Origin of the sequence: Enterococcus sp. DIV0174 (genome assembly GCF_050529065.1) — a bacterium.
GTDB lineage: Bacteria > Bacillota > Bacilli > Lactobacillales > Enterococcaceae > Enterococcus_B > Enterococcus_B thailandicus.
Map to the genome: position 1 here is coordinate 1,309,774 of NZ_CP172881.1, position 19,399 is coordinate 1,329,172.

A 19,399-nucleotide genomic window follows, 5' to 3' on the forward strand; every position below is an offset into this window, starting at 1 on the left:
CAATGGGAGGTAGCTTTTTTCTTTTCTAAAATTCTAGTTGTGTTTAACTTTAAGACAAATAAATTGCAATTTAAATTCATTCCCGCTATTATTATCTCGAATTAGAGATATTTATTTTTAAGTAGATGGAGGTGGAAAAATGGAACAAACAACTCAGGCTTTAAATGCGTTCATTGGTTTATTGCGCGTAAGTGGAAAACTGGAAGCTGTGGTGAAAAAAGACGTTAAAAATTATGGTTTGAATATCACCGAATTTTCTGTACTTGAGTTTCTTTACCATAAAGGCAAGCAAACACCTCAAACCATCCAAGAGAGAATTTTGATTGCTAGTAGCAGTACCACCTACGTGATTGATAAGCTGGTAGCAAAAGGTTTAGCCGAGCGCAAAACGAATCAGGCAGATCGTCGTGAAACGTATGTTGCGATTACCGATCCGGGTTGTCAACTAATGGCTGAAATTTTTCCGCAACACGCAGCAACAATTGGTCGATGTTTCGCTGATTTTGAATTAGATGAACTATTGCAACTAGAAAAACTATTAAAAAAAGTAAAAGATAACTGACAATAAATATAACTATGAAGAAACGAGGAAATTGAAATGAATATACAAGATAAACCCTTAGGAATTCACCACGTAACTGCCATGACAAGTGACATTAAGAAAAATTATCAGTTCTTTACAGATATTTTGGGTATGCGTCTGGTGAAAAAAACAGTAAACCAAGATGATATCCAAACATACCACACGTATTATGCTGATGATTATGGTACACCCGGAACAACCATGACATTTTTCGACTTCCCTAATAATCCAAAAGGTGAAAAGGGCACCAATTCAATTTCAAGAATTGGTTTTCGTGTTCCCACTGATGCAGCACTAGAATATTATCTGCGCCGTTTTGATGAATTTGCTGTGAAACATGAAGAAATTTCTGAACTTTTCGGTAAGAAGATTTTACGTTTTTGGGATGAAGATGAGCAAGCTTACCAATTGATTTCCGATGAAACGAACGTAGGTGTTCGTCCAGGTACACCTTGGAAAAATGGACCAGTTCCAACTGAGTTTGCTATTTACGGTTTAGGTCCTGTGGAAATCACAATTTCTTACTTTGATGATTTTCGTGCACTTTTCGAAAATGTTTTAACCTTTAAAGAAATCGCTGTTGACGGTAACCGTCATTTGTTGGAAATCGGTGAAGGTGGAAATGGGGCACAAGTTATTTTAGTAGAAGATACAACTAGTCCTCAGGGGCAACAAGGCTTTGGTGAAGTTCATCATGTTGCATTCCGTTTAGCTGATCGTAGTTCTTTAGAAGTTTGGCAAAAGATTTTTGACGATCTTGGATTACCAAATTCAGGTTATGTCAACCGCTACTATTTTGAATCACTTTATGTTCGATTGGGACATATTTTAGTTGAATTTGCAACGGACGAACCAGGATTTATGGAGGACGAACCTTACGAAACGTTAGGCGAAATCTTATCATTACCACCATTTTTAGAAAATCAACGTGCATCAATCGAAAGCGCGATTAAACCTTTTGATACAAAACGTTAACAAAGGAGAATAGTATGCGTCCATTAAATAAAATTCATCATTTTTCTGCAACCGTTGCTGATTTAGATCAAACACTTCATTTTTATCGTGACATTTTAGGGTTACGCTTAGTGAAACAAACTGTTAATTTTGATGATCCAGATAGTTATCATCTTTATTTTGGGAATCATGATGCAGAGGTCGGTACCATCATCACTTTCTTTTCTTGGAAATATGAAACGAAAGGCAGAGTTGGAAGTGGGCAAGTTGGAACGATGGCTTTTCAAATACCGTTAGGAAGTACGCGTTATTGGCTTAGTCGTTTAGAAGAATTTTCAATTACTACGCAACAAACGGATTTATTTGGAAAACCAACAATTGAATTCGCTGATCCAGATGGATTGACGATTGCTTTAGTTGAAAATCAGAAAACTTCGGAGACCCCGGCGATTCTTAGTTTATTTGGCGGCGTATTACTTTCTGCAGATCCCCAAGCAACGGTTCAGCTATTAACGGAAGGATTGGGTATGACTTTGGTACGTAACTCAGCTTTCGGCTACCATCTTGTTTTCGGTGAGGAAGAGGAGCAACAATTGATTGTTCCTAAAGAAACTTTAACTCCTGGTAGATTCGGGCCAGGAACAGTTCACCATGTCGCATTCTTGGTTGAAGATGATTCGTTACCAGATTGGAAAGCGAGATTACAAGAAGACAAATACGTTGTGACAAAAATCAAAAATCGTAAATATTTCCAATCCATCTATTTGCAAGAACATGGGAATGTTTGGTTGGAATTAGCAACGGGGACGCCTGGATTTACTGTTGACGAACCTTTAGAAACACTTGGTGAGGAATTTATGTTACCAGATAAATTTTTACCACAAAAGTCAGCAATTTTAAAAAGACTTCCCAAATTGAATACGTTATAGAAGGAGAAAAAAATGATCCAAAAATCACCTTCAGATTTAACTGAAAGAGAAAATTATAAATTATTGATTGGCTCAATCGTTCCCAGACCAGTAGCGTTAGTAACTACTCGTTCTGAAAATGGAATTGTGAATATTGCGCCGTTCAGCTATTTTTCGATTGTTAGCTCGAACCCGCCAATCATTTCGCTAGCAATTCAACGTAAAATGCACGAATTGAAAGATACAGCTGCCAATCTTTTAACCACAAAAGAAGCTGTTATCCATATTTTAGATGAAGATAACGTTGCTGATGGAAACAAAACTGCGGCAACATTGCCAAGAGAAGAGAGCGAATTAACACGAACGACTTTTTCGACGGAGGACGCTCAGATAGTTAAAGTACCTGTTCTCAGAGAATCGAAAATTCGTTTTGAAACAGAACTCTACCAACACATTGAAATCAAAGAAAATGAGCAAATTACTGCGGACTTGCTTTTATTAAAAATCAAGCACTATCAAGTGGATGAATCCATCTATGATGACGGGCGCATCTTAATTGAGAAATTAAAGCCTGTAAGCCGTTTAGCTGGCAATAATTATGCTAAAATAGGAGATATCTTTACCTTGGTTCGCCCTGATTAATGTCGAGTGAGAAAAGAGAAGAATCAATTATACAGATTAGAGGGGTTTATGATGTTAAAAATTACTTACAAAACTGCGGCAGATGCCAATGAAATGACGAAAGAATATGCTGAACCAGCAGCTTTCCTGCATGATCAATATTTAGAGGTCCCACCTTTACAAGATTACTATCATGTTGTAGAAGCAACTCTGGATGGTCAAGCAATCGAACTAAAGGATCAAACGATTGGTGGATTATTTAATCAATTGAATCAAAAATAAGAAAGCAAAGAGGCTGGGATATTTCATCCTAGCCTCTTTTTTACTGTGTTCCTAAAATGGTCTCTTCACCAATAAGCGAAAGTTGTTCAAAACTTAGAAAGCAATTCCTGGTAATTTCTATTTCTTGAAGTTAAATGCTTCTTTCACAGTCTAGTCACAGTCTAGCTTTTTTAATTTTATAACTCACTAAAATCATGGTTGATTGCCTCTAAAAATTGAAATTCCTTATCTGAATAAGAAAAGACAAGAATACAACAATTTGAAAATTGGACTTTTTTTACTTCAGGGAAAGACAGCCATTTTTGAAGAAACAGATACAAAGAGCCGCCGTGGCTAACGGCTAACACTTCTTGATGGTCAGGTCTTTCCATAATTTCTGTCAATGTATTGACCATTCTCTCCTGTAACTCTTGACTACTTTCTCCACCAAAAGGTACAAAAAAATCACCATATGAAGTTTCTCCCGGTGCATGAGGAGGGTTGAGCGACTCGCTTTCACCTTCAAAGACACCAAAATTCCATTCTTTCAACCCTTTTACTCGCTGATAAGGAAGCGTAGTGACTTGTTCCAACGTATCACAGGCTCTTTCTGAAGTAGAAGCATAAGCGTGATCTAGGGTGATTTGATTGGCAGAAAAATAATTACCAGCTATTTTTGCTTGCGCAATACCTTTTTCTGTTAGTGGTGAATCGCTCCAACCTTGAATTCTTTTTAGTTGGTTGAATAACGTTTCTCCGTGTCGCATAAGGTATAATTTTTTTGTCATTTTCATTCCTTCTTTACGTAAGATTTTGCTATTTGTAGCGTTTACTTTTAGTCTCTAAATAAATCATACAGGCTTGAGTGCACTCTAAGTCAAGCGTTTATTTGAAAATTTCTGACCTTTGCCCGATTTTCCGTTATAATAAATTTAGACAGCTTGAAGAAGTTGGTGGGTGAATGACCCCACTCAGTTGTCAACTTCCTATTTTTAATTGAACATAGACGAAAAGGAGTTAAAAAAATGAAAAAAATTGCTTATTTGAGCATTGCTATCGGCACACTTGGACTATTGGCAGGGTGTCAAAGCAATGAGAAGCAGGATGATCAAAGCCAAAATCAATCGAACACACAGACGAGCCAAACACAAGCAATGAAAGACAATCACAGTTCAACTACTGCTTCTTCCGTGGCAGGAAAATCAGTTGAAGGTGACTTACGCGTCTCAGTTGAAGAAGCAATCAAAACCTATCAAGCTACTTATCCTGATAGTGATATCACTTCTCTTGAATTAGATACCTCATTTGGTGCTTATTATTACAAGATTGAAGGAGTCAATGACACAACTGAATTTGAAATCAGGGTAGATGGTGTCACGAAAAAGGTGGAGAAAGAGCGAGAAGAACAACTTGATAGAGATGAGCAAAATGGTGTAAAACGAAGAGAAGATAAAATTGACATCCAAAATTTATTGAGTATAGAAAAGGCTGCTGAGATTGCTGTCCAGCAAGTTGGCGGCGGAACAGCAACGGATTGGGATTTAGATAAGGATCTTGGTATTACTTTCTGGGAAGTTACTGTTGAAAACAACCAACAAGAAACAACTGTTAAAATGAATGCTCAGACAGGTGAGATTTTAGAAACCGAAGTTGATGACTAAAATAGCTCTTCGAAAAAAACGCTCTCAAAATAATTGAAATTCTTGTCCATAAGATATAGTATATACCGTGAAGTATATACTATATCTTTTTTTGTAAAAAATCAGCCAAATTTAAAGGAGCTCAGACTATTTTTATGGTGGAAAAAGAAACTAGAAATAAATTTACGCAAGTCGCTTCAAAAATTGAACAGCGAATTGAAGAAGGAACCTATGTCAGTTCGCAAAAATTACCTTCAGAATATGATTTAGCAAAAGAGTTTCAATGCAGTCGTTTAACAATTCGAAAAGCAATTGATCTGTTAATTCAAAAAAACGTGTTAGTAAAACGACCAGGAAAAGGCAGTTATGTGATGTCTCAACAGAAGATTCAAAGTGGGCGCGCAGGTCTCCAAGGGTTTACTGAAGCAGCTAAAGCATATGGTAAGACGAGTAAAACAGAAGTTATTTCTTTTCGAAGATTACTCACAGACAATGAAAAAATTCGTAGCGCACTACAGCTGAATCCGGACACAGCCATTTACGAATTAATTCGAAGACGTTTACTTGATGGTGAGCCAATGACCGTTGAGAAAATCTACTTAGCAGAAAACTTTATTGCAGGTTTTACGATTGAGGATTTTAATGGTTCGTTGTTTGAACTATTGGAAAAACAAGTTGAAATCGCCTATTCTCATCAAGAAGTCGAAGCGATTTTAGTTGAGGAGGAGATGGCAGATTTATTAGATGTTTCCTTAGGCAATCCTTTATTAAGAGTGCAGTCTGTCACGTATGCCATTGATGCAGAACCTATTTTTTATGACATTTCATATTATCGAGCTGACCGTTATACATTTAAAAATACACTAACTCGTTACAGCCAATAGGAGGTCACTATGAACATTCACCAGTTAATCGAAGAGAACAAAGAACAGTTTTATCAAGATTTGAATGAAGTAATAAAGATCAAAAGTGTGAAAGGGACACCCGAAAAAGCAGCGCCATTTGGTCGAGGGCCAAAAGAGGTACTTGAAAAAGCCCTTTCTTTGTCTAAAAGCTATGGATTTGAAACTTCTAGTGTGCAAGATGCAGTTGGGTACGCACAATGGGGAAAAGATTCTGAGTATATTGGAATTGTTGGACATTTGGATGTTGTGCCCGAAGGTACAGACTGGTCATTTCCACCCTATCAGTTAACAAAAAAGGCTGGACGTTTTTATGCACGTGGAATCTTAGATAACAAAGGTCCTATTATGGCGTGTCTGTATGGTATGAAGTTATTAAAAGAAGCTGGATTCGTCCCTAAAAAAACGATTCGAATCCTTTTTGGAACAGATGAAGAAAGTGGTAGTTCTGACATTCCGATGTATTTGAGCCAAGAAAAGCCACCGATATTCGGTTTTACGCCTGATTGCAAATATCCCGTCGTGTACGGAGAGCGTGGAATTGTCAACTATCAAATTTTGACTGCTTTTGATACGCAAGAATTAAATCAACTCAGTAATATTAATGGCGATCAAGCAAAAGATCATGTTCCTGACCAATTAGCTGTCACAGTCAATCAGGAAGAAATCATGGTAACTGGGAAACGAGCCCCCTCTAATGCACCTGAGTTAGGCGAAAATGCCATTACCTTATTAGCTGAAAAAATCAAGACCAACCAATTATTAACGGGAGAATTACAGGACTATTTTTCTTGGATAGTAGATTCGCTCGCGAATCAACACAACGGGGAAGGATTAGCTTTGAATTTTGAAGACGAAGACAGTGGAAAACTGATTTTGACCCCCTATGAATTGTTGAAAACAGAAACCGGTTTGTCCTTATCTATTGCCATCCGTTATCCTGTTTCCGTAACTGAAGAAGAAGTAACCGAAACGCTTCTTGGACAGTTACCAAAAAATAGCGCGATGGAAATTGTTCGTCGAATCAAAAGTAGTTCGTTTCCTAAAGAAAATCCACTTGTCCAAAAATTGAGTGCAGTTTATGAAGAGGTAACGAAAGAAGATGGTTCACCCGTAACGACTACCGGTGCAACTTATGCTCGGTTTATGCCAAACATTGTCGCATTTGGTCCTTCATTTCCAGGGCAAAAAGGGATCGCACATAATCAAGATGAGTACATGGATGAACGTGACTTACTGCTGAATTTGGAAATTTATATGCGGGCAATCATTGCTTTGACTGAATAAGAACCAAAAAAAGATCTAGGATAAAAATTTTCCCAAATAGATAGACCGCCTAAAATCCGTTTTTAAAAGCGTTGATTTTAGGCGGTTTTAAAATTGAAAACATGCTAAGAGGGACTAGATTTTTCATTTTTTCCGACTTTTTCGAATAAACGGTACTCAAGAAGTAACTTTTCCACATAGCTTTCAGCCATCTTCAAACATAAGCTACGGCTTTGAGCGACAGCTTGCCATCTTGTTTGGAGCTGAACGTTTTACATCGCAGCCTCTATCCATGGTGTTCCCAAAGTAGCTTCTTCGGTAATAAGTCCTCTTTTCTTAAAAATATGGGAAGCTATTTTTAGAAAAGGTTCCTTATTACTTGAAGCTAACCACTTTGTGCCACAACCTCTATCCACTGCGTTCAAGAAGCAACTCCTTCCAAATAAGTCTAAATTTCACAAAAATTTTAGAAGCAATTTCTGAAAATTTATTCTGATTTATTGGAGCCAAGCACTTCTTTCACAACCTTACTCACGGTGTTCCCAAAACAACTCTTCCATATAGTTTGCATCCACCTCAAAATATGAAAAGCTATTTTGAACTATCTTGTCGGAGCTAAGCGTTTTGTGCCACAACCTTTTTACAGAAATGAGAGCTTGATTGTTTTTTTATGAGAAAGTCAACTTTTTAATTCTTTCAGTATATACAAAACAGTATATACTAATTATAATATTTTTATGAAAGCGCATTAGTTAAAATGAAATAGAAAGGGTGAATAGAATGCAAGGTGCAATTGCTACTTGGCGAATGGCACATGATGGTGTCGTTGAAGCACTACGACTTTTAGAAAAAAATGAACGAGCTGGAGATGCTGTAGAAGCACTGATTAAAACTGTGGAGGACTATCCGTATTATAAATCAGTGGGTTATGGTGGATTGCCAAATGCTCAAGGCATTTTAGAAATGGATGCCGCTTTTATGGATGGCGACTCTTTTAAAATTGGCGCAGTTGCTGGAATTACGGATGTTAAAAATCCTATTTCAGTGGCTAGAAGTTTAAGTGAAGAAAAATTTAACAGTTTTTTAGTTGGAACTGGTGCAACACAATATTCGATGCTGCATGATTTTGAACGAAAAAATATGTTAACACCTCGTGCCCATAAAATTTGGGAAAAGCGATTAAAAGAAATCCAAGAAAAACAGTTGGATCCTTATGATGGTCATGATACGGTTGGTGCTATCACCTTAGATACCTATGGGTCGATGGCAGCAGGAACTTCCAGCTCAGGTTTGTTTATGAAAAAGCCTGGACGTGTCGGTGATTCACCACTTTCTGGTTCAGGCTTTTATGTCGATAGTACGATTGGTGGAGCAGCTGCAACTGGGCTAGGCGAAGATTTGATGAAGGGCTGTTTATCTTACGAGATTGTTCGACTAATGGGCAGCGGAGCTAGTCCACAAGAAGCTTGTGATCAAGCAGTTTATTCTTTTGAAACAAAACTTAAAGAGCGCTATGGGAAAGCTGGCGCATTCTCACTCATTGCAATGAATAAGGCAGGCGAGTGGGGCGTGGCAACCAATGTTGAATTCACCTTTAGTGTCGGTACACAAACACAAGCACCACAAATTTTTCTTGCTAATCCAGGGAAAAATCAGACAACGTTGATTGAACCAATCACGCAGGAATGGTTAGAAGCCTATGAGAAAAGAATCAAAGCACCAATTGATTAAAAATAAAAAACATTTAAGGAGTGAATTATATGAAGAAAAAAATTTATTTGTTTTGTGATGCAGGTATGTCTACAAGTATTATGGTCAATAAAATGATGGAAGTCGTTCAAGCACACCAGATGCCATTAGAAATTACTGCCTTTCCAGTTGCTAGAGCACAAGAAGTTGTTGAGCAGGAAAAACCGATTGCCATTTTATTGGGGCCTCAAGTGCGCTTCTTGCTCGAAAAAGTTCGGACGCAGTTTTCACCACAAAATATTCCGGTTGCTGCAATCTCTCCAGAAATCTATGGCATGATGGACGGTGAAGGTGCGTTAAAAGAAGCACTTAAATTAATCAAGAAAAATAAACAATAACGTGGAGGTCGACCATGCAAAAATTTTTGAATTGGCTGGAAAAAGTACTAACTCCTTTAGCCAAAGTCATCGGTGAAAATAAATATTTAGTTGCTATTCGTGATGGATTCCTATTGTCAACACCACTATTGATCGTCGGCTCAGTTTTTCTTTTAATTGCTAATTTTCCTCTTCCTCAGTGGAATGAATGGATGTCTGCCTTGCTTGGTGACAACTGGGAGGCAATGATGTCTGTACCTGCTAGTGCGAGTTTCGATGTCATGACCATTTTGGCCGTAGTCGGAATTGCGTACAGTTTAGGGAAACAATTTCATGTTGATGCAATGCAGTCTGGGATTATCGCACTGGTTTCCTTCTTTATTTTAACTCCGTATCAGACATTATTTACACCAGAAGGAAGCACGACTGTTTATGAAGTAACTAGCTTGCCTTTGAAGTGGATGGGGTCTAGTGGGTTGTTTCTTGGAATGATTGTTGCGTTGATCTCTACTCGTTTATTCGTTGCAATGGTACGTAAAGGTTGGACGATCAAGATGCCGGATGGTGTTCCACCTACTGTAGTCAAATCATTTGAAGCACTTATTCCAAGTTTTGTAGTAGTAACAATGATGTTTTTAGTAAATTGGCTTGTTTCCTTGACTTCTTATGGCAATCTGCAAGATGTTATCTTCACCTTCTTACAAACGCCGTTATTAAGCTTAGGAAATACGTTAGGCGCTATGATTATCGCATATCTTTTCTTGCATTTCTTTTGGTTTTTTGGAATCAACGGAAGCAGTGTCGTTGGTGCTGTGTTCAATCCAGTTCTTCGAGCTTTATCCGTCGAAAATCTGCAAGCATTCAAAGACGGACATGAAATTCCGAACATCATTACCGGTCAATTTCAAGATATGTTCGCGACTTTTGGTGGTGCAGGTTCAACCTTGTCGTTAATTGTGGTAATGGTTCTATTCTGTAAAAGTCAACGAATCAAAAAGCTTTCACAATTATCGTTAATTCCGGGTATTTTTGGAATTAACGAACCAGTTATTTTTGGGTTACCGATTGTTTTGAATCCTATTTTGTTGGTTCCTTTTGCTTTAGTTCCAACAATCAATATCATTATTGCGTATTTTTCAATGAATATCGGATTGGTTCCTTACACAAATGGAATTCAGTTACCATGGACAACACCACCAATCATTTCCGGCTTTTTAGTGAGTGGATGGCAAGGTGCTGTGTTACAAGGACTTTTATTTGTTTTGGGGATGGCAATCTATTATCCATTTATCAAAGTAATGGATGTCCAGTATCTTCGTGAAGAGGTTAAGACTAGGGAAGAAGAACTAGATGAAATCAACTTCGATGATTTTGATTTCGATGATATTTAATTTTTTAACTTAAAAGAACCAACAAGACAATGGTGATTCTTGTCTTGTTGGTTTTTATTTATTAGAAAAGACGTAGTACATAAAACAAAAAAATAACAAATTTAAAAAAAATTTAAGATAGCAACCTAGATGATAGTTAGATATAATAGAAGTGTTTTTAACGACCAACGATGGTTGAAGCAAAAATTGGGAGGATACAGATGAAAAGAAGCGAACAGAAAAAAACAAAAAGCTCTGTCCCATATATTTTAGGCGCTGTAGCACTCATTGCAATAGCTGGTGGGGGATTTTTCTATTATCAACATGATCAAGAAAACAAAACTGTCGATGAAGCGAAAACAACGATTAAACAATTTGTAAAGGCACTTGATAAAGGCGATTATCAAAAAGCAACGACCTTTTTAACAACAGCTACAAAAAAATCGAAATGGACGACTCAAGACATTTTGGAGAAGTACCAGAATATCTATGATGCTGTTGATATAAAAGGATATACCGTGTCAGATTTAACTGTCGAAAAAAAGAAAAAAGATACCTATACTTTTTCTTACACAGCTAAAATGAGCACTGCTTTGGGTGAGCTAAAAAATCTGACTTTTGAAGGGACACTGACTCGCGAAAAAACAGGCCCCAAAATCAATTGGCAACCTAATTTGGTTTTCCCTACTATGGAAAATGGGGACAAAGTCAGCTTGAACACACAAGAGGCAACGCGTGGTGAAATCCTGGATCGAAACGGGGAAGGATTAGCAACCAATGGCCAGTTGAAGCAACTCGGTGTTGTTCCAAGTAAGTTAGGCGAAGGTGCAGAAAAAGAGGCAAATATCAAAACTCTTGCTGAGAGGACACAACTAACAGAAGATGCAATCAACCAAGCTATCTCACAAAGTTGGGTTCAACCAGATTACTTCGTTCCACTCAAAATCATTGATGGGGAAACACCAGAATTACCTGCGGGTGCAACTATTCAAGAAGTAACTGGACGATATTATCCATTAAGTGAAGCTGCCGCACAATTAATTGGTTATGTAGGTGACATTACTGCCGAAGATATCGAAAAGAATCCAAAATTAAGTAGTGTAGGAAAAATTGGACGCTCTGGTTTGGAAATGGCTTACGATAAAGAATTACGGGGAACCAACGGTGGGAAGTTAGTTATCACAGATGAAAATGGGAATGAAAAAAACGTACTTCAAGAACAAGAAGTGAAGAATGGCAAATCAATTAAATTAACGATTGATGCAAAGGCTCAAAAGACTGCCTACGATGAATTAGGTGGAGAAGCTGGCTCGACTGTAGCTACCACACCAAAAACAGGCGATCTACTCGTTTTAGCAAGTTCACCAAGTTATGATCCGAATAAAATGACCAATGGTATCTCTGAAAAGGACTACCAAGTGTATGCCGATGACAAAAACCAACCATTTATCAGCCGTTTTGCTATTGGTTATGCGCCGGGTTCGACATTTAAAATGATTACTGCCGCAATTGGTTTGGACAATGGCACACTAAATCCTGAAGAGAGCTTAAGCATTGATGGATTAAAATGGCAAAAGGATTCTTCTTGGGGGTCGTATGAAGTGACGCGGGTAAGCGATGTGGCACAAGTTAATTTACGAAATGCGTTGGTTTACTCTGATAATATTTATATGGCACAACAAACATTGAAAATGGGAGAAAAAGCTTTCCGAGCGGGCTTAGATAAGTTTATTTTTGGTGAAGATTTAGACCTACCAATCAGTATGAATCCTGCACAGATTTCTAATGAAGATAGCTTCAAATCAGAAATTTTATTAGCAGATACTGGTTATGGTCAAGGAGAATTATTGATTACACCTATCCAGCAAGCAACGATGTATTCCGTTTTTGCTAACAATGGAAATCTTATCTATCCTAAATTAGTTTTAGATGCAAAAACGAAAACGAAAGACAGTGTGGTTAGTAACTCCGCTGTTCAAACAATCTTGCCAGACTTGGAAGCTGTTGTGACTGATCCTAATGGGACAGCACATTCACTCGCTAGCTTAGGAATTCCTTTAGCAGCAAAAACAGGTACAGCAGAAATCAAGGAAAAACAAGATGAAAAAGGGCAAGAAAATAGTTTCTTATTTGCTACAAATCCAACTAACCAAGGCTATCTCATGATTAGTATGCTAGAGGATAAAAAAGAAGGGGACTCTGCAACACAACGAGCACCAGAATTAGTAAACTATCTAAATGAAACTTATCAATAAAGGTTGTGGCGCAAAACGTTTAACTCCGAAAAAATAATGAATAACTGACAAAAATAGTTTTTCATATTTTTGGACAGGTATGAGTTATTTCGAGGAGTTGTTTGGGGAACACCGTGGATAAGGTTGTGGCACAAGGTGTTTAGCTTCAAGCAATAAGAATTTCTTTCTAAAAACAGTTCCTCATGTTTTTATGAAGGAAGGAATTATTGCCGAAGGAGCTGCCTTGGGAACACCGTGAGTAAAGGTTGTGGTACAAAGCGTTTAACTACGACAAGATAGCAAGAAGTTGCTTGGTGAACACCATCTATCCAGAAAAAGTAGGTATGACAAAAGTCTTGTCATACCTACTTTTTTATTGTTCTAGGGTAGTTAATTGGTACAACTGAAGACATCAAAAGCTCTCAAAAAAATAATTTATAAAAAGTAGTTGACAAATAGTTCGGTGCCGAACTATAATAACTAACGAAATAAAGTTCGGTACCGAACTAAAAGAAAGGAATTTTGAAGATGAGTGAATTATCTGAACGTTTGATGAAGCAACTACGTTTTATTAGTGAAGCAAGCAATGCTTTTATGAGTCAAAAAAAGCAAAAATTTACTGGGCAACAACGAGTTTTGGCAATTTTACGACTAGAGGATGGATTAGTCCAAAGCTACCTTGCTGAAGTTTTAGATTTACGACCAAGCTCGTTAGCAGAACTAATGAAAAAAATGGAAAAAAGTGGGGATGTTACCCGTGAGGAAGATGAAAATGATAAACGAACAAAACGCGTTTATCTAACGGAACAAGGAAGAACAAAAGCGGAAAAGAATGCATCCTTCAAACAAGAAAATCAAAGCGAAATCTTTTTTGCTGGTTTAACTGAAGAGGAGCAGACAACTTTTAGCGACTTATTAGAAAAAATTTCTAGTGGATGGAGCGGTGAATTTCATCGTCAATCAGAAAAGTTTATTGATCCATTAGATCGTTTCCAAGCAATGCAAGAAATGCGGGAAGCTTTATTTGAAGAATACGGTGGAGATTGGCAAAACTTACCACCTGAAGATTTACGAAAAATGCGTCGCGAAATGAAACGAATGATGCGAAAATCGCCATTTGGTGAACGTGGTGGTCGTCCAGACTTTTCACAAGATTTTCCAAATCGATTTGGTCGTGATTTTCGACGTGAGTTTTGGAGAGGCAGTCCAAATGAAAGACAGCATCCATTCAACAAAGATGATTCGCAAAGAAACAATGATGATGAGTGGGAAGATTTTTAACGATTAAAAATTTTAGAACAAGTTTTTAGGTATTAGGAGGAAAAGAACATGGCACGAGGCGGCGACGGACAACCCGCAAGATTTGCTGAAGAACTACCAGCATCTACTGGAACATTTAAATTCAAAGATTTTATGAAATTGATTAACAGTGTAAGCTCCAAGAAAGGTTTGTTTTTATTTGGGATCTTACTCAGTCTAGTCACAAGTGGAGCAAGTTTGGTCGTCCCACAGTTAACAAAGGGGCTGGTTGATACCAGTGAATTATCAAAAATTGACGGGAAAATGGTCGCAGTGCTACTTGTTGCATTTGCCGTTTATCTTGGTTTTGGAACGATTGGTGGTTTTTTACTTCGTTATGTTGGTGAACATTCTGTTAAATCCCTAAGAGAAAAGTTATGGGCACATTTACTTCATTTACCTGTAGGTTATTATGATGAACATAAATCAGGTGAGAGCAGTTCTCGTTTAGTAAATGACACAACGGTGATCAAAGATTTAGTGACGACTCAATTTCCAAACTTTATCACTGGTGCAATCCAACTAGTTGGCTCAGTTATTATTTTGATCATTATGGATTGGAAGATGGCGACGCTGATGTTTGTTGCAATACCAGTCGTCATGATTATCATGATCCCAATTGGTAAGATGATGTCTAAGATTGGTCGTCAACTACAAGGTGCGACAGCTGATTTTAATGCCGATGCTACAGAAAAACTTGCTGAGATTCGTTTGATCAAATCAAGTAATGGCGAGGAAGCAGAAAAAAATAGTGGTCGTACGTTTATCGAAAAGATTTTTGTTTTAGGTGTCAAAGATGCCAAAATAGAAGCTGTTTTACAACCAATCATGATGACAGCAATGCTTGGATTGTTTGTTGGAATCCTTGGCTATGGTGCCGTACGCGTTCAAGCAGGTACGTTAACAAGTGGCGAATTAGTTGCATTCCTTTTATATCTGTTTAATATCATCACGCCCGTGACAAGCTTTGCGATGTTTTTCTCTCAAGCGCAAAAAGCAATGGGGGCAACGGAACGTATCCAACAAATTTTGGAAACAACGGTTGAAAAGAACGGTGAAGTAGCTGTCGATGTTGCAGGAAAAACGATTCAAGCAGAAAATATTTCTTTCAGCTATGAAGAAAATCATCCAATTCTAAAGGATATTTCGTTCTATGCAAAACCCAATACAGTGGTCGCTTTTGCTGGACCAAGTGGTGGCGGGAAGTCAACGATTTTCTCTTTACTTGAACGATTTTACCAACCAACAGCTGGTAAAATTACAGCTGGCAATCAAGACATTCAATCGTTTAATTTGAGCGAATGGCGTTCACAAATTGGCTACGTGTCACAAGATAGTGCTGTTTTCGCTGGAAGTATTCGAGATAATTTACAATATGGTTTGGGTAGAACTTTGACTGATGACGAACTTTGGCACGGCTTAAGTTTAGCGTATGCCGATCAGTTTGTTCGTGATTTCCCTGAACAATTGGAGACTGAAATCGGGGAACGTGGTGTGAAATTATCAGGTGGCCAAAAACAACGAATTGCGATTGCCCGTGCGTTTTTACGAAACCCACAAATTTTGATGTTAGATGAAGCAACTGCAAGTTTGGATTCACAATCAGAAGAAAAAGTCCAACGTGCATTAGATCATTTGATGAAAGGACGAACAACCTTAGTCATTGCCCATCGTTTATCAACAATTGTTGGTGCGGATCAAATTTACTTCATTGAAAAAGGAACAGTTACTGGACATGGAACTCACAGCGAGTTGATTCATTCCCACAACTTATATGCTGAGTACGTCAATGAACAAATCGTTAATTAAATTTGTTAGTAAATAGGAAAGAAAAAGGTAAAACAAAACGGACTATCGTTTTGTTTTACCTTTTTTATTTTGATCTCAATTTGCTTTAACAGTATAAATCTTTCTCGTAAAATGTTTTAAAATCAATGGAGAAACTAAAGTCGTTAGTAAAATGATGATTACTAATGGTGAATAATACCGTGCTTCAATCAACTTACTTTGTTGTCCAATTTGTAAAATAATCAGAGCCATTTCGCCACGTGAAATCATTCCCGCACCAACCATCAAGGAACTATTTCCAGAAAAGCCAGCAACTTTTGCGCCGAAATAACCACCGACCAGCTTCGTCAAGATTGCAACAATCGTAAAGGCAAGAATGAAGAAAAGTTGACTTCCGAAATTGGCGAAATCTACTTCTAGTCCTACACTGACAAAGAAAACAGGAATAAAGACGGAATAACCTAAAGCCTCTACATTTCGATAAACTTCCTGTTTGACTTTTGTCTGACTAACAGCAATTCCTGCAAAAAACGCTCCGATTACTGAACTAAGACCAACTAGATCTGCGACAAAAGACATCCCCAAACAGATGACTAGGGAAACAATGATCACAGCAGAATTTGCATAAATTTTTTCTGCGAAAGACATCAATAGGGGAGCAATCCATTTAACCAACAAGAAAATAAATACGAAATAAATCACTTGTTCCAATAAAATCAGTGGAAGAGATGTTTGGTTAGCTGTGTCACCAGTCAAGAACGAAAGACTCAAACTTAGCACTAAGACAACTAAAATATCATCTACTACAGAAGCTCCAAGGATGGTTGAGCCTTCTTTAGTATTGACCACATTTAATTCCTTCAATACCTCAACTGAAATACTTACTGAAGTTGCTGCAAGGATAATTCCAAAAAACAGTGCTTCATTTAGCGGCACATGAAAAGCTTCACCTGTGAGCCAACCAAATACTACTGGAAATAGAATTCCTAACAAAGCAACGAACATACCGGGCTTAAAATATTTTTTGAGTAAAGATAGATCGCTTTCCAAACCCGCAAGAAACATTAATAAAATCACACCGATTTCAGAAAAATCATGTACTAAAATGTTGGGATGCACCCAATTTAAACCTGCTTGTCCTAAAATCACGCCGACTAACAACTGCCCGATTACAGCGGGAATCCCAATACGACGTGAAAGATGTGAACCAAGCGTTGTCGCAATCAAAATTAGACACAAGGTTCCAATAAATTCCATTTGATCATTTCCTTTCCTTTGAATAAAAAAGAAACAGCACACCTGCTACACAAAAATCAGGCGAACCATTTCTCTTGATACAATTAACACTTAGCTTAGTTGATCGTCATTTTTTTTAATTTGAAAAAGCTGATTGCTTCTGACACGCCCATGACAATGAGCATTCCCCCAAAGATTTGGAATAAAACTAACAAACTAGCAAATGGGTTGAACAACAAAACGATTCCGCCAATCAATAACAGCACACTGTAGATAAGCCATGGTGTCGATTTCATATTCAATCCCATAATCAATTGGAAAATGCCGTTACAAATAATTGCTAAGCCTAACAAAATCGGTAAAATCGAAGCAATTGCTGGTGCAAAAAACAACACGACCAATGCCAAAATCAGAAAGATGATTCCGCTAAACAGACCAAAGCCCCAGCTTCCGACTTGTTTTTTACGTTTATAATCTTCAAATAAATTGAAAATACCTAACAAACAGAAATAAGCAGTAATCAGATAACCAATCAGATTAAAAACAGCTCTTGGATTAATAACGATCAATACGCCTAAAACGATATAAATAATAGCTCTGACTAAAGCATAAGTTTTAAAGTTTCTTTTTAATCCCTCAATCATACGAAAACCTCCTTTTCTCTCATTCTATAACATAAACTGTTAGTTTGCAAAGAAAACCGATTAGCATTCACCACTAAAAATGCAAGATAACTTATTTTATAAATAACGCAGTAATCAAAAATCCAACAGGTCTAACAATTCACTTTCATTTGAAAATAAAATAGCGTCATTAATCAAGACGCTTGGAACATCAGTCTGTGGGATAGGTTGATTGGTGATAATCAGATCAAATGCGTTTAAATCATAGTCAACGACTTCTTCATCTGTGATAGCTAACATATCTGAACGGATTTTGTGTAAAGAAAGTGTCGCATGAACATAATTACCAATGTACTGGCTATGATTGATTCCCATATCACTGACAACTAAAATCTTTTTAGATGCTACAATGCTTTGATTGATGCCTGGATAGCCATTCAACAGCCAAAAAATATAGGAAGAAGAATGGTTTAGTAAATTGGTTTCTAATAGAGCGGAAAAGAAGTGCAGTTCTGCTTGAAGTCTTGCATATAAATGGAGTTGAGTAAAGTGAATATGTCTTGTGAACAAAGTTGCTCGTTGTGTTAATTCCGTTGTATCAAACGGAATTAGTCGAGAGAATAAATAAAGACAAGTCAAGAGATGCACGATAAAATCGACTGCATCTTCTGTGAGTTGCTCAGTTTGTGAAAAAGAATTGAATTTTAGATTGGTACGGATTTTTTCACTGATATCCTTTTTTTCCTCATAAGAATACTGTTGGAAAGGTCCTTTTTGAAAATGGTAGAGTACCTCTTGATACGTTTCAACATCTAAGCCAATCAAATACTGACTTAAAAAGACATAATCTTCGTGTTTGATTTTCATATTTTCAGGAGATTGTCTCTCGGAATAGAGTGGAAATCCCTGCTGCTCTCGCTCCAAGCTAACCATGAAATACATAATAAAAAAAGTATGCTCGTAACTATTATCACCACTGACAATATTTAATTGACAGTGGTTACGACGCATCAATTGCTTCACTTCCTTTTTGTCTAGTTGGTAAGGTAGTGCGTAGTGACCGTAGTAGATCAAAAAGAAAAAGGTAACGAAAATTCGTAATGATAATTCACCTTCTGTACTTGTTAGTTGATAGCCCTGGTCAACAACAATTTTCAGTGAATATTTCTCCAATACTTGATTACACTGTTTCAATTTTCGAGCAAAGGAGGAGCGGCTGATACAGATCGTGTCACAATAATATTCAATCGTATTGCCTGGATTTTGAATGAATTCGTTCAATAGTTGGGTATTTGTTGAGGTTTGTGCCATATCCGTTAACATTTGTAGATAAACTGAGACGTTGAACCTTTCCAAGCGATAGCCAAGTTTATGGGAAGTTTGAATCGTGAATACTGATCCCCAACGCTGTTTGATTTCTTCAATATAACGAATAAACGTTGACTCAGAGCTTCCAATATATTTTGCAAGTTCTTTTTTAGTCATCCATTTGTCAGAAATGGATAATATTCTAATAATTTCTTCCATTTTCCGATAATTATCTTCCAATAGCCTAATCATATTTTTTCCTCCCCAACCCTTTACTTTAATGTAACAACCATCGAAAGAATGAAGCAATCTCATAAATGAAACCGCTCGGTTTAAAAAC

19 protein-coding genes are annotated in these 19,399 nt (G+C 37.3%); 14 read left to right on the plus strand and 5 right to left on the minus strand.

The window, feature by feature from the left end:
- Positions 1-139 precede the first annotated feature (139 nt).
- The 5 genes from IGJ93_RS06305 to IGJ93_RS06325 are packed head-to-tail and all read left to right on the plus strand — an operon-like array spanning position 140 to position 3,348.
- Positions 140-562 (plus strand): MarR family winged helix-turn-helix transcriptional regulator, encoded by a 423-nt coding sequence (locus tag IGJ93_RS06305; RefSeq protein WP_067481951.1) that lies wholly within the window; start codon positions 140-142, stop codon positions 560-562.
- 36 nt (positions 563-598) lie between these two features.
- Positions 599-1,558 carry a ring-cleaving dioxygenase gene (locus IGJ93_RS06310; protein WP_067481953.1) on the plus strand — a complete coding sequence of 320 codons (960 nt, stop codon included), beginning with the start codon at positions 599-601 and terminating at the stop codon, positions 1,556-1,558.
- A 14-nt stretch (positions 1,559-1,572) separates the two neighbouring features.
- Entirely contained in the window at positions 1,573-2,466 is an 894-nt protein-coding gene (locus tag IGJ93_RS06315; RefSeq protein WP_095803628.1) for a VOC family protein, read from the plus strand.
- 12 nt (positions 2,467-2,478) lie between these two features.
- A complete protein-coding gene (locus tag IGJ93_RS06320; RefSeq protein ID WP_430597042.1) occupies positions 2,479-3,087 on the plus strand; it encodes a flavin reductase family protein in 609 nt (202 codons plus the stop codon).
- Positions 3,088-3,138: 51 nt separating this feature from the next.
- Positions 3,139-3,348: a hypothetical protein gene (locus IGJ93_RS06325; RefSeq protein WP_067481959.1), complete on the plus strand. Its 210-nt coding sequence runs from the start codon at positions 3,139-3,141 to the stop codon at positions 3,346-3,348.
- 176 nt (positions 3,349-3,524) lie between these two features.
- On the opposite strand, the gene IGJ93_RS06330 is transcribed toward IGJ93_RS06325, so the two are convergent.
- Complete coding sequence (locus IGJ93_RS06330) at positions 3,525-4,115, minus strand: histidine phosphatase family protein (RefSeq protein ID WP_067481961.1); 591 nt, start codon at positions 4,113-4,115, stop codon at positions 3,525-3,527.
- A gap of 237 nt (positions 4,116-4,352) precedes the next feature.
- Here IGJ93_RS06330 and IGJ93_RS06335 point away from each other — a divergent pair, with 237 nt between their 5' ends.
- From IGJ93_RS06335 to IGJ93_RS06345, 3 genes are all read left to right on the plus strand, one after another.
- Positions 4,353-4,988 carry a PepSY domain-containing protein gene (locus IGJ93_RS06335; RefSeq protein ID WP_430597043.1) on the plus strand — a complete coding sequence of 212 codons (636 nt, stop codon included), beginning with the start codon at positions 4,353-4,355 and terminating at the stop codon, positions 4,986-4,988.
- Between the two features lie 134 nt (positions 4,989-5,122).
- Positions 5,123-5,851: a GntR family transcriptional regulator, LSA1692 subfamily gene (locus IGJ93_RS06340; protein WP_067481965.1), complete on the plus strand. Its 729-nt coding sequence runs from the start codon at positions 5,123-5,125 to the stop codon at positions 5,849-5,851.
- Between the two features lie 9 nt (positions 5,852-5,860).
- Positions 5,861-7,156: a Sapep family Mn(2+)-dependent dipeptidase gene (locus IGJ93_RS06345; protein ID WP_086270945.1), complete on the plus strand. Its 1,296-nt coding sequence runs from the start codon at positions 5,861-5,863 to the stop codon at positions 7,154-7,156.
- A 251-nt stretch (positions 7,157-7,407) separates the two neighbouring features.
- Here IGJ93_RS06345 and IGJ93_RS06350 read toward each other — a convergent pair whose 3' ends face one another.
- Positions 7,408-7,560 carry a hypothetical protein gene (locus IGJ93_RS06350; RefSeq protein WP_176694882.1) on the minus strand — a complete coding sequence of 51 codons (153 nt, stop codon included), beginning with the start codon at positions 7,558-7,560 and terminating at the stop codon, positions 7,408-7,410.
- 355 nt (positions 7,561-7,915) lie between these two features.
- On the opposite strand from IGJ93_RS06350, the gene IGJ93_RS06355 reads away from it, so the two are divergent.
- The 6 genes from IGJ93_RS06355 to IGJ93_RS06380 all read left to right on the plus strand — a co-directional run bounded on the left by IGJ93_RS06355 (position 7,916) and on the right by IGJ93_RS06380 (position 15,913).
- Entirely contained in the window at positions 7,916-8,866 is a 951-nt protein-coding gene (locus IGJ93_RS06355) for a N(4)-(beta-N-acetylglucosaminyl)-L-asparaginase (RefSeq protein ID WP_075491516.1), read from the plus strand.
- A 29-nt stretch (positions 8,867-8,895) separates the two neighbouring features.
- Positions 8,896-9,222 carry a PTS sugar transporter subunit IIB gene (locus IGJ93_RS06360; protein ID WP_067481971.1) on the plus strand — a complete coding sequence of 109 codons (327 nt, stop codon included), beginning with the start codon at positions 8,896-8,898 and terminating at the stop codon, positions 9,220-9,222.
- 14 nt (positions 9,223-9,236) lie between these two features.
- Entirely contained in the window at positions 9,237-10,592 is a 1,356-nt protein-coding gene (gene celB / locus IGJ93_RS06365; protein WP_086270944.1) for a PTS cellobiose transporter subunit IIC, read from the plus strand.
- 200 nt (positions 10,593-10,792) lie between these two features.
- Entirely contained in the window at positions 10,793-12,826 is a 2,034-nt protein-coding gene (locus IGJ93_RS06370; RefSeq protein WP_413130697.1) for a penicillin-binding transpeptidase domain-containing protein, read from the plus strand.
- 507 nt (positions 12,827-13,333) lie between these two features.
- The gene (locus IGJ93_RS06375) at positions 13,334-14,086 is read left to right on the plus strand and encodes a MarR family winged helix-turn-helix transcriptional regulator (protein WP_075491518.1); all 753 of its coding nucleotides are present in this window, start codon (positions 13,334-13,336) and stop codon (positions 14,084-14,086) included.
- A gap of 132 nt (positions 14,087-14,218) precedes the next feature.
- Positions 14,219-15,913, plus strand: a complete 1,695-nt coding sequence (locus tag IGJ93_RS06380) for an ABC transporter ATP-binding protein (RefSeq protein WP_249024339.1) — start codon at positions 14,219-14,221, stop codon at positions 15,911-15,913.
- A 75-nt stretch (positions 15,914-15,988) separates the two neighbouring features.
- Here the strand turns inward: IGJ93_RS06380 and IGJ93_RS06385 are convergent, their stop codons facing one another.
- From IGJ93_RS06385 to IGJ93_RS06395, 3 genes are all read right to left on the minus strand, one after another.
- The gene (locus tag IGJ93_RS06385; protein ID WP_071868355.1) at positions 15,989-17,149 is read right to left on the minus strand and encodes a cation:proton antiporter; all 1,161 of its coding nucleotides are present in this window, start codon (positions 17,147-17,149) and stop codon (positions 15,989-15,991) included.
- Positions 17,150-17,244: 95 nt separating this feature from the next.
- Positions 17,245-17,772 carry an HdeD family acid-resistance protein gene (locus IGJ93_RS06390; protein WP_071868356.1) on the minus strand — a complete coding sequence of 176 codons (528 nt, stop codon included), beginning with the start codon at positions 17,770-17,772 and terminating at the stop codon, positions 17,245-17,247.
- 114 nt (positions 17,773-17,886) lie between these two features.
- Entirely contained in the window at positions 17,887-19,311 is a 1,425-nt protein-coding gene (locus IGJ93_RS06395; RefSeq protein ID WP_075491521.1) for a helix-turn-helix domain-containing protein, read from the minus strand.
- Positions 19,312-19,399 lie beyond the last annotated feature (88 nt).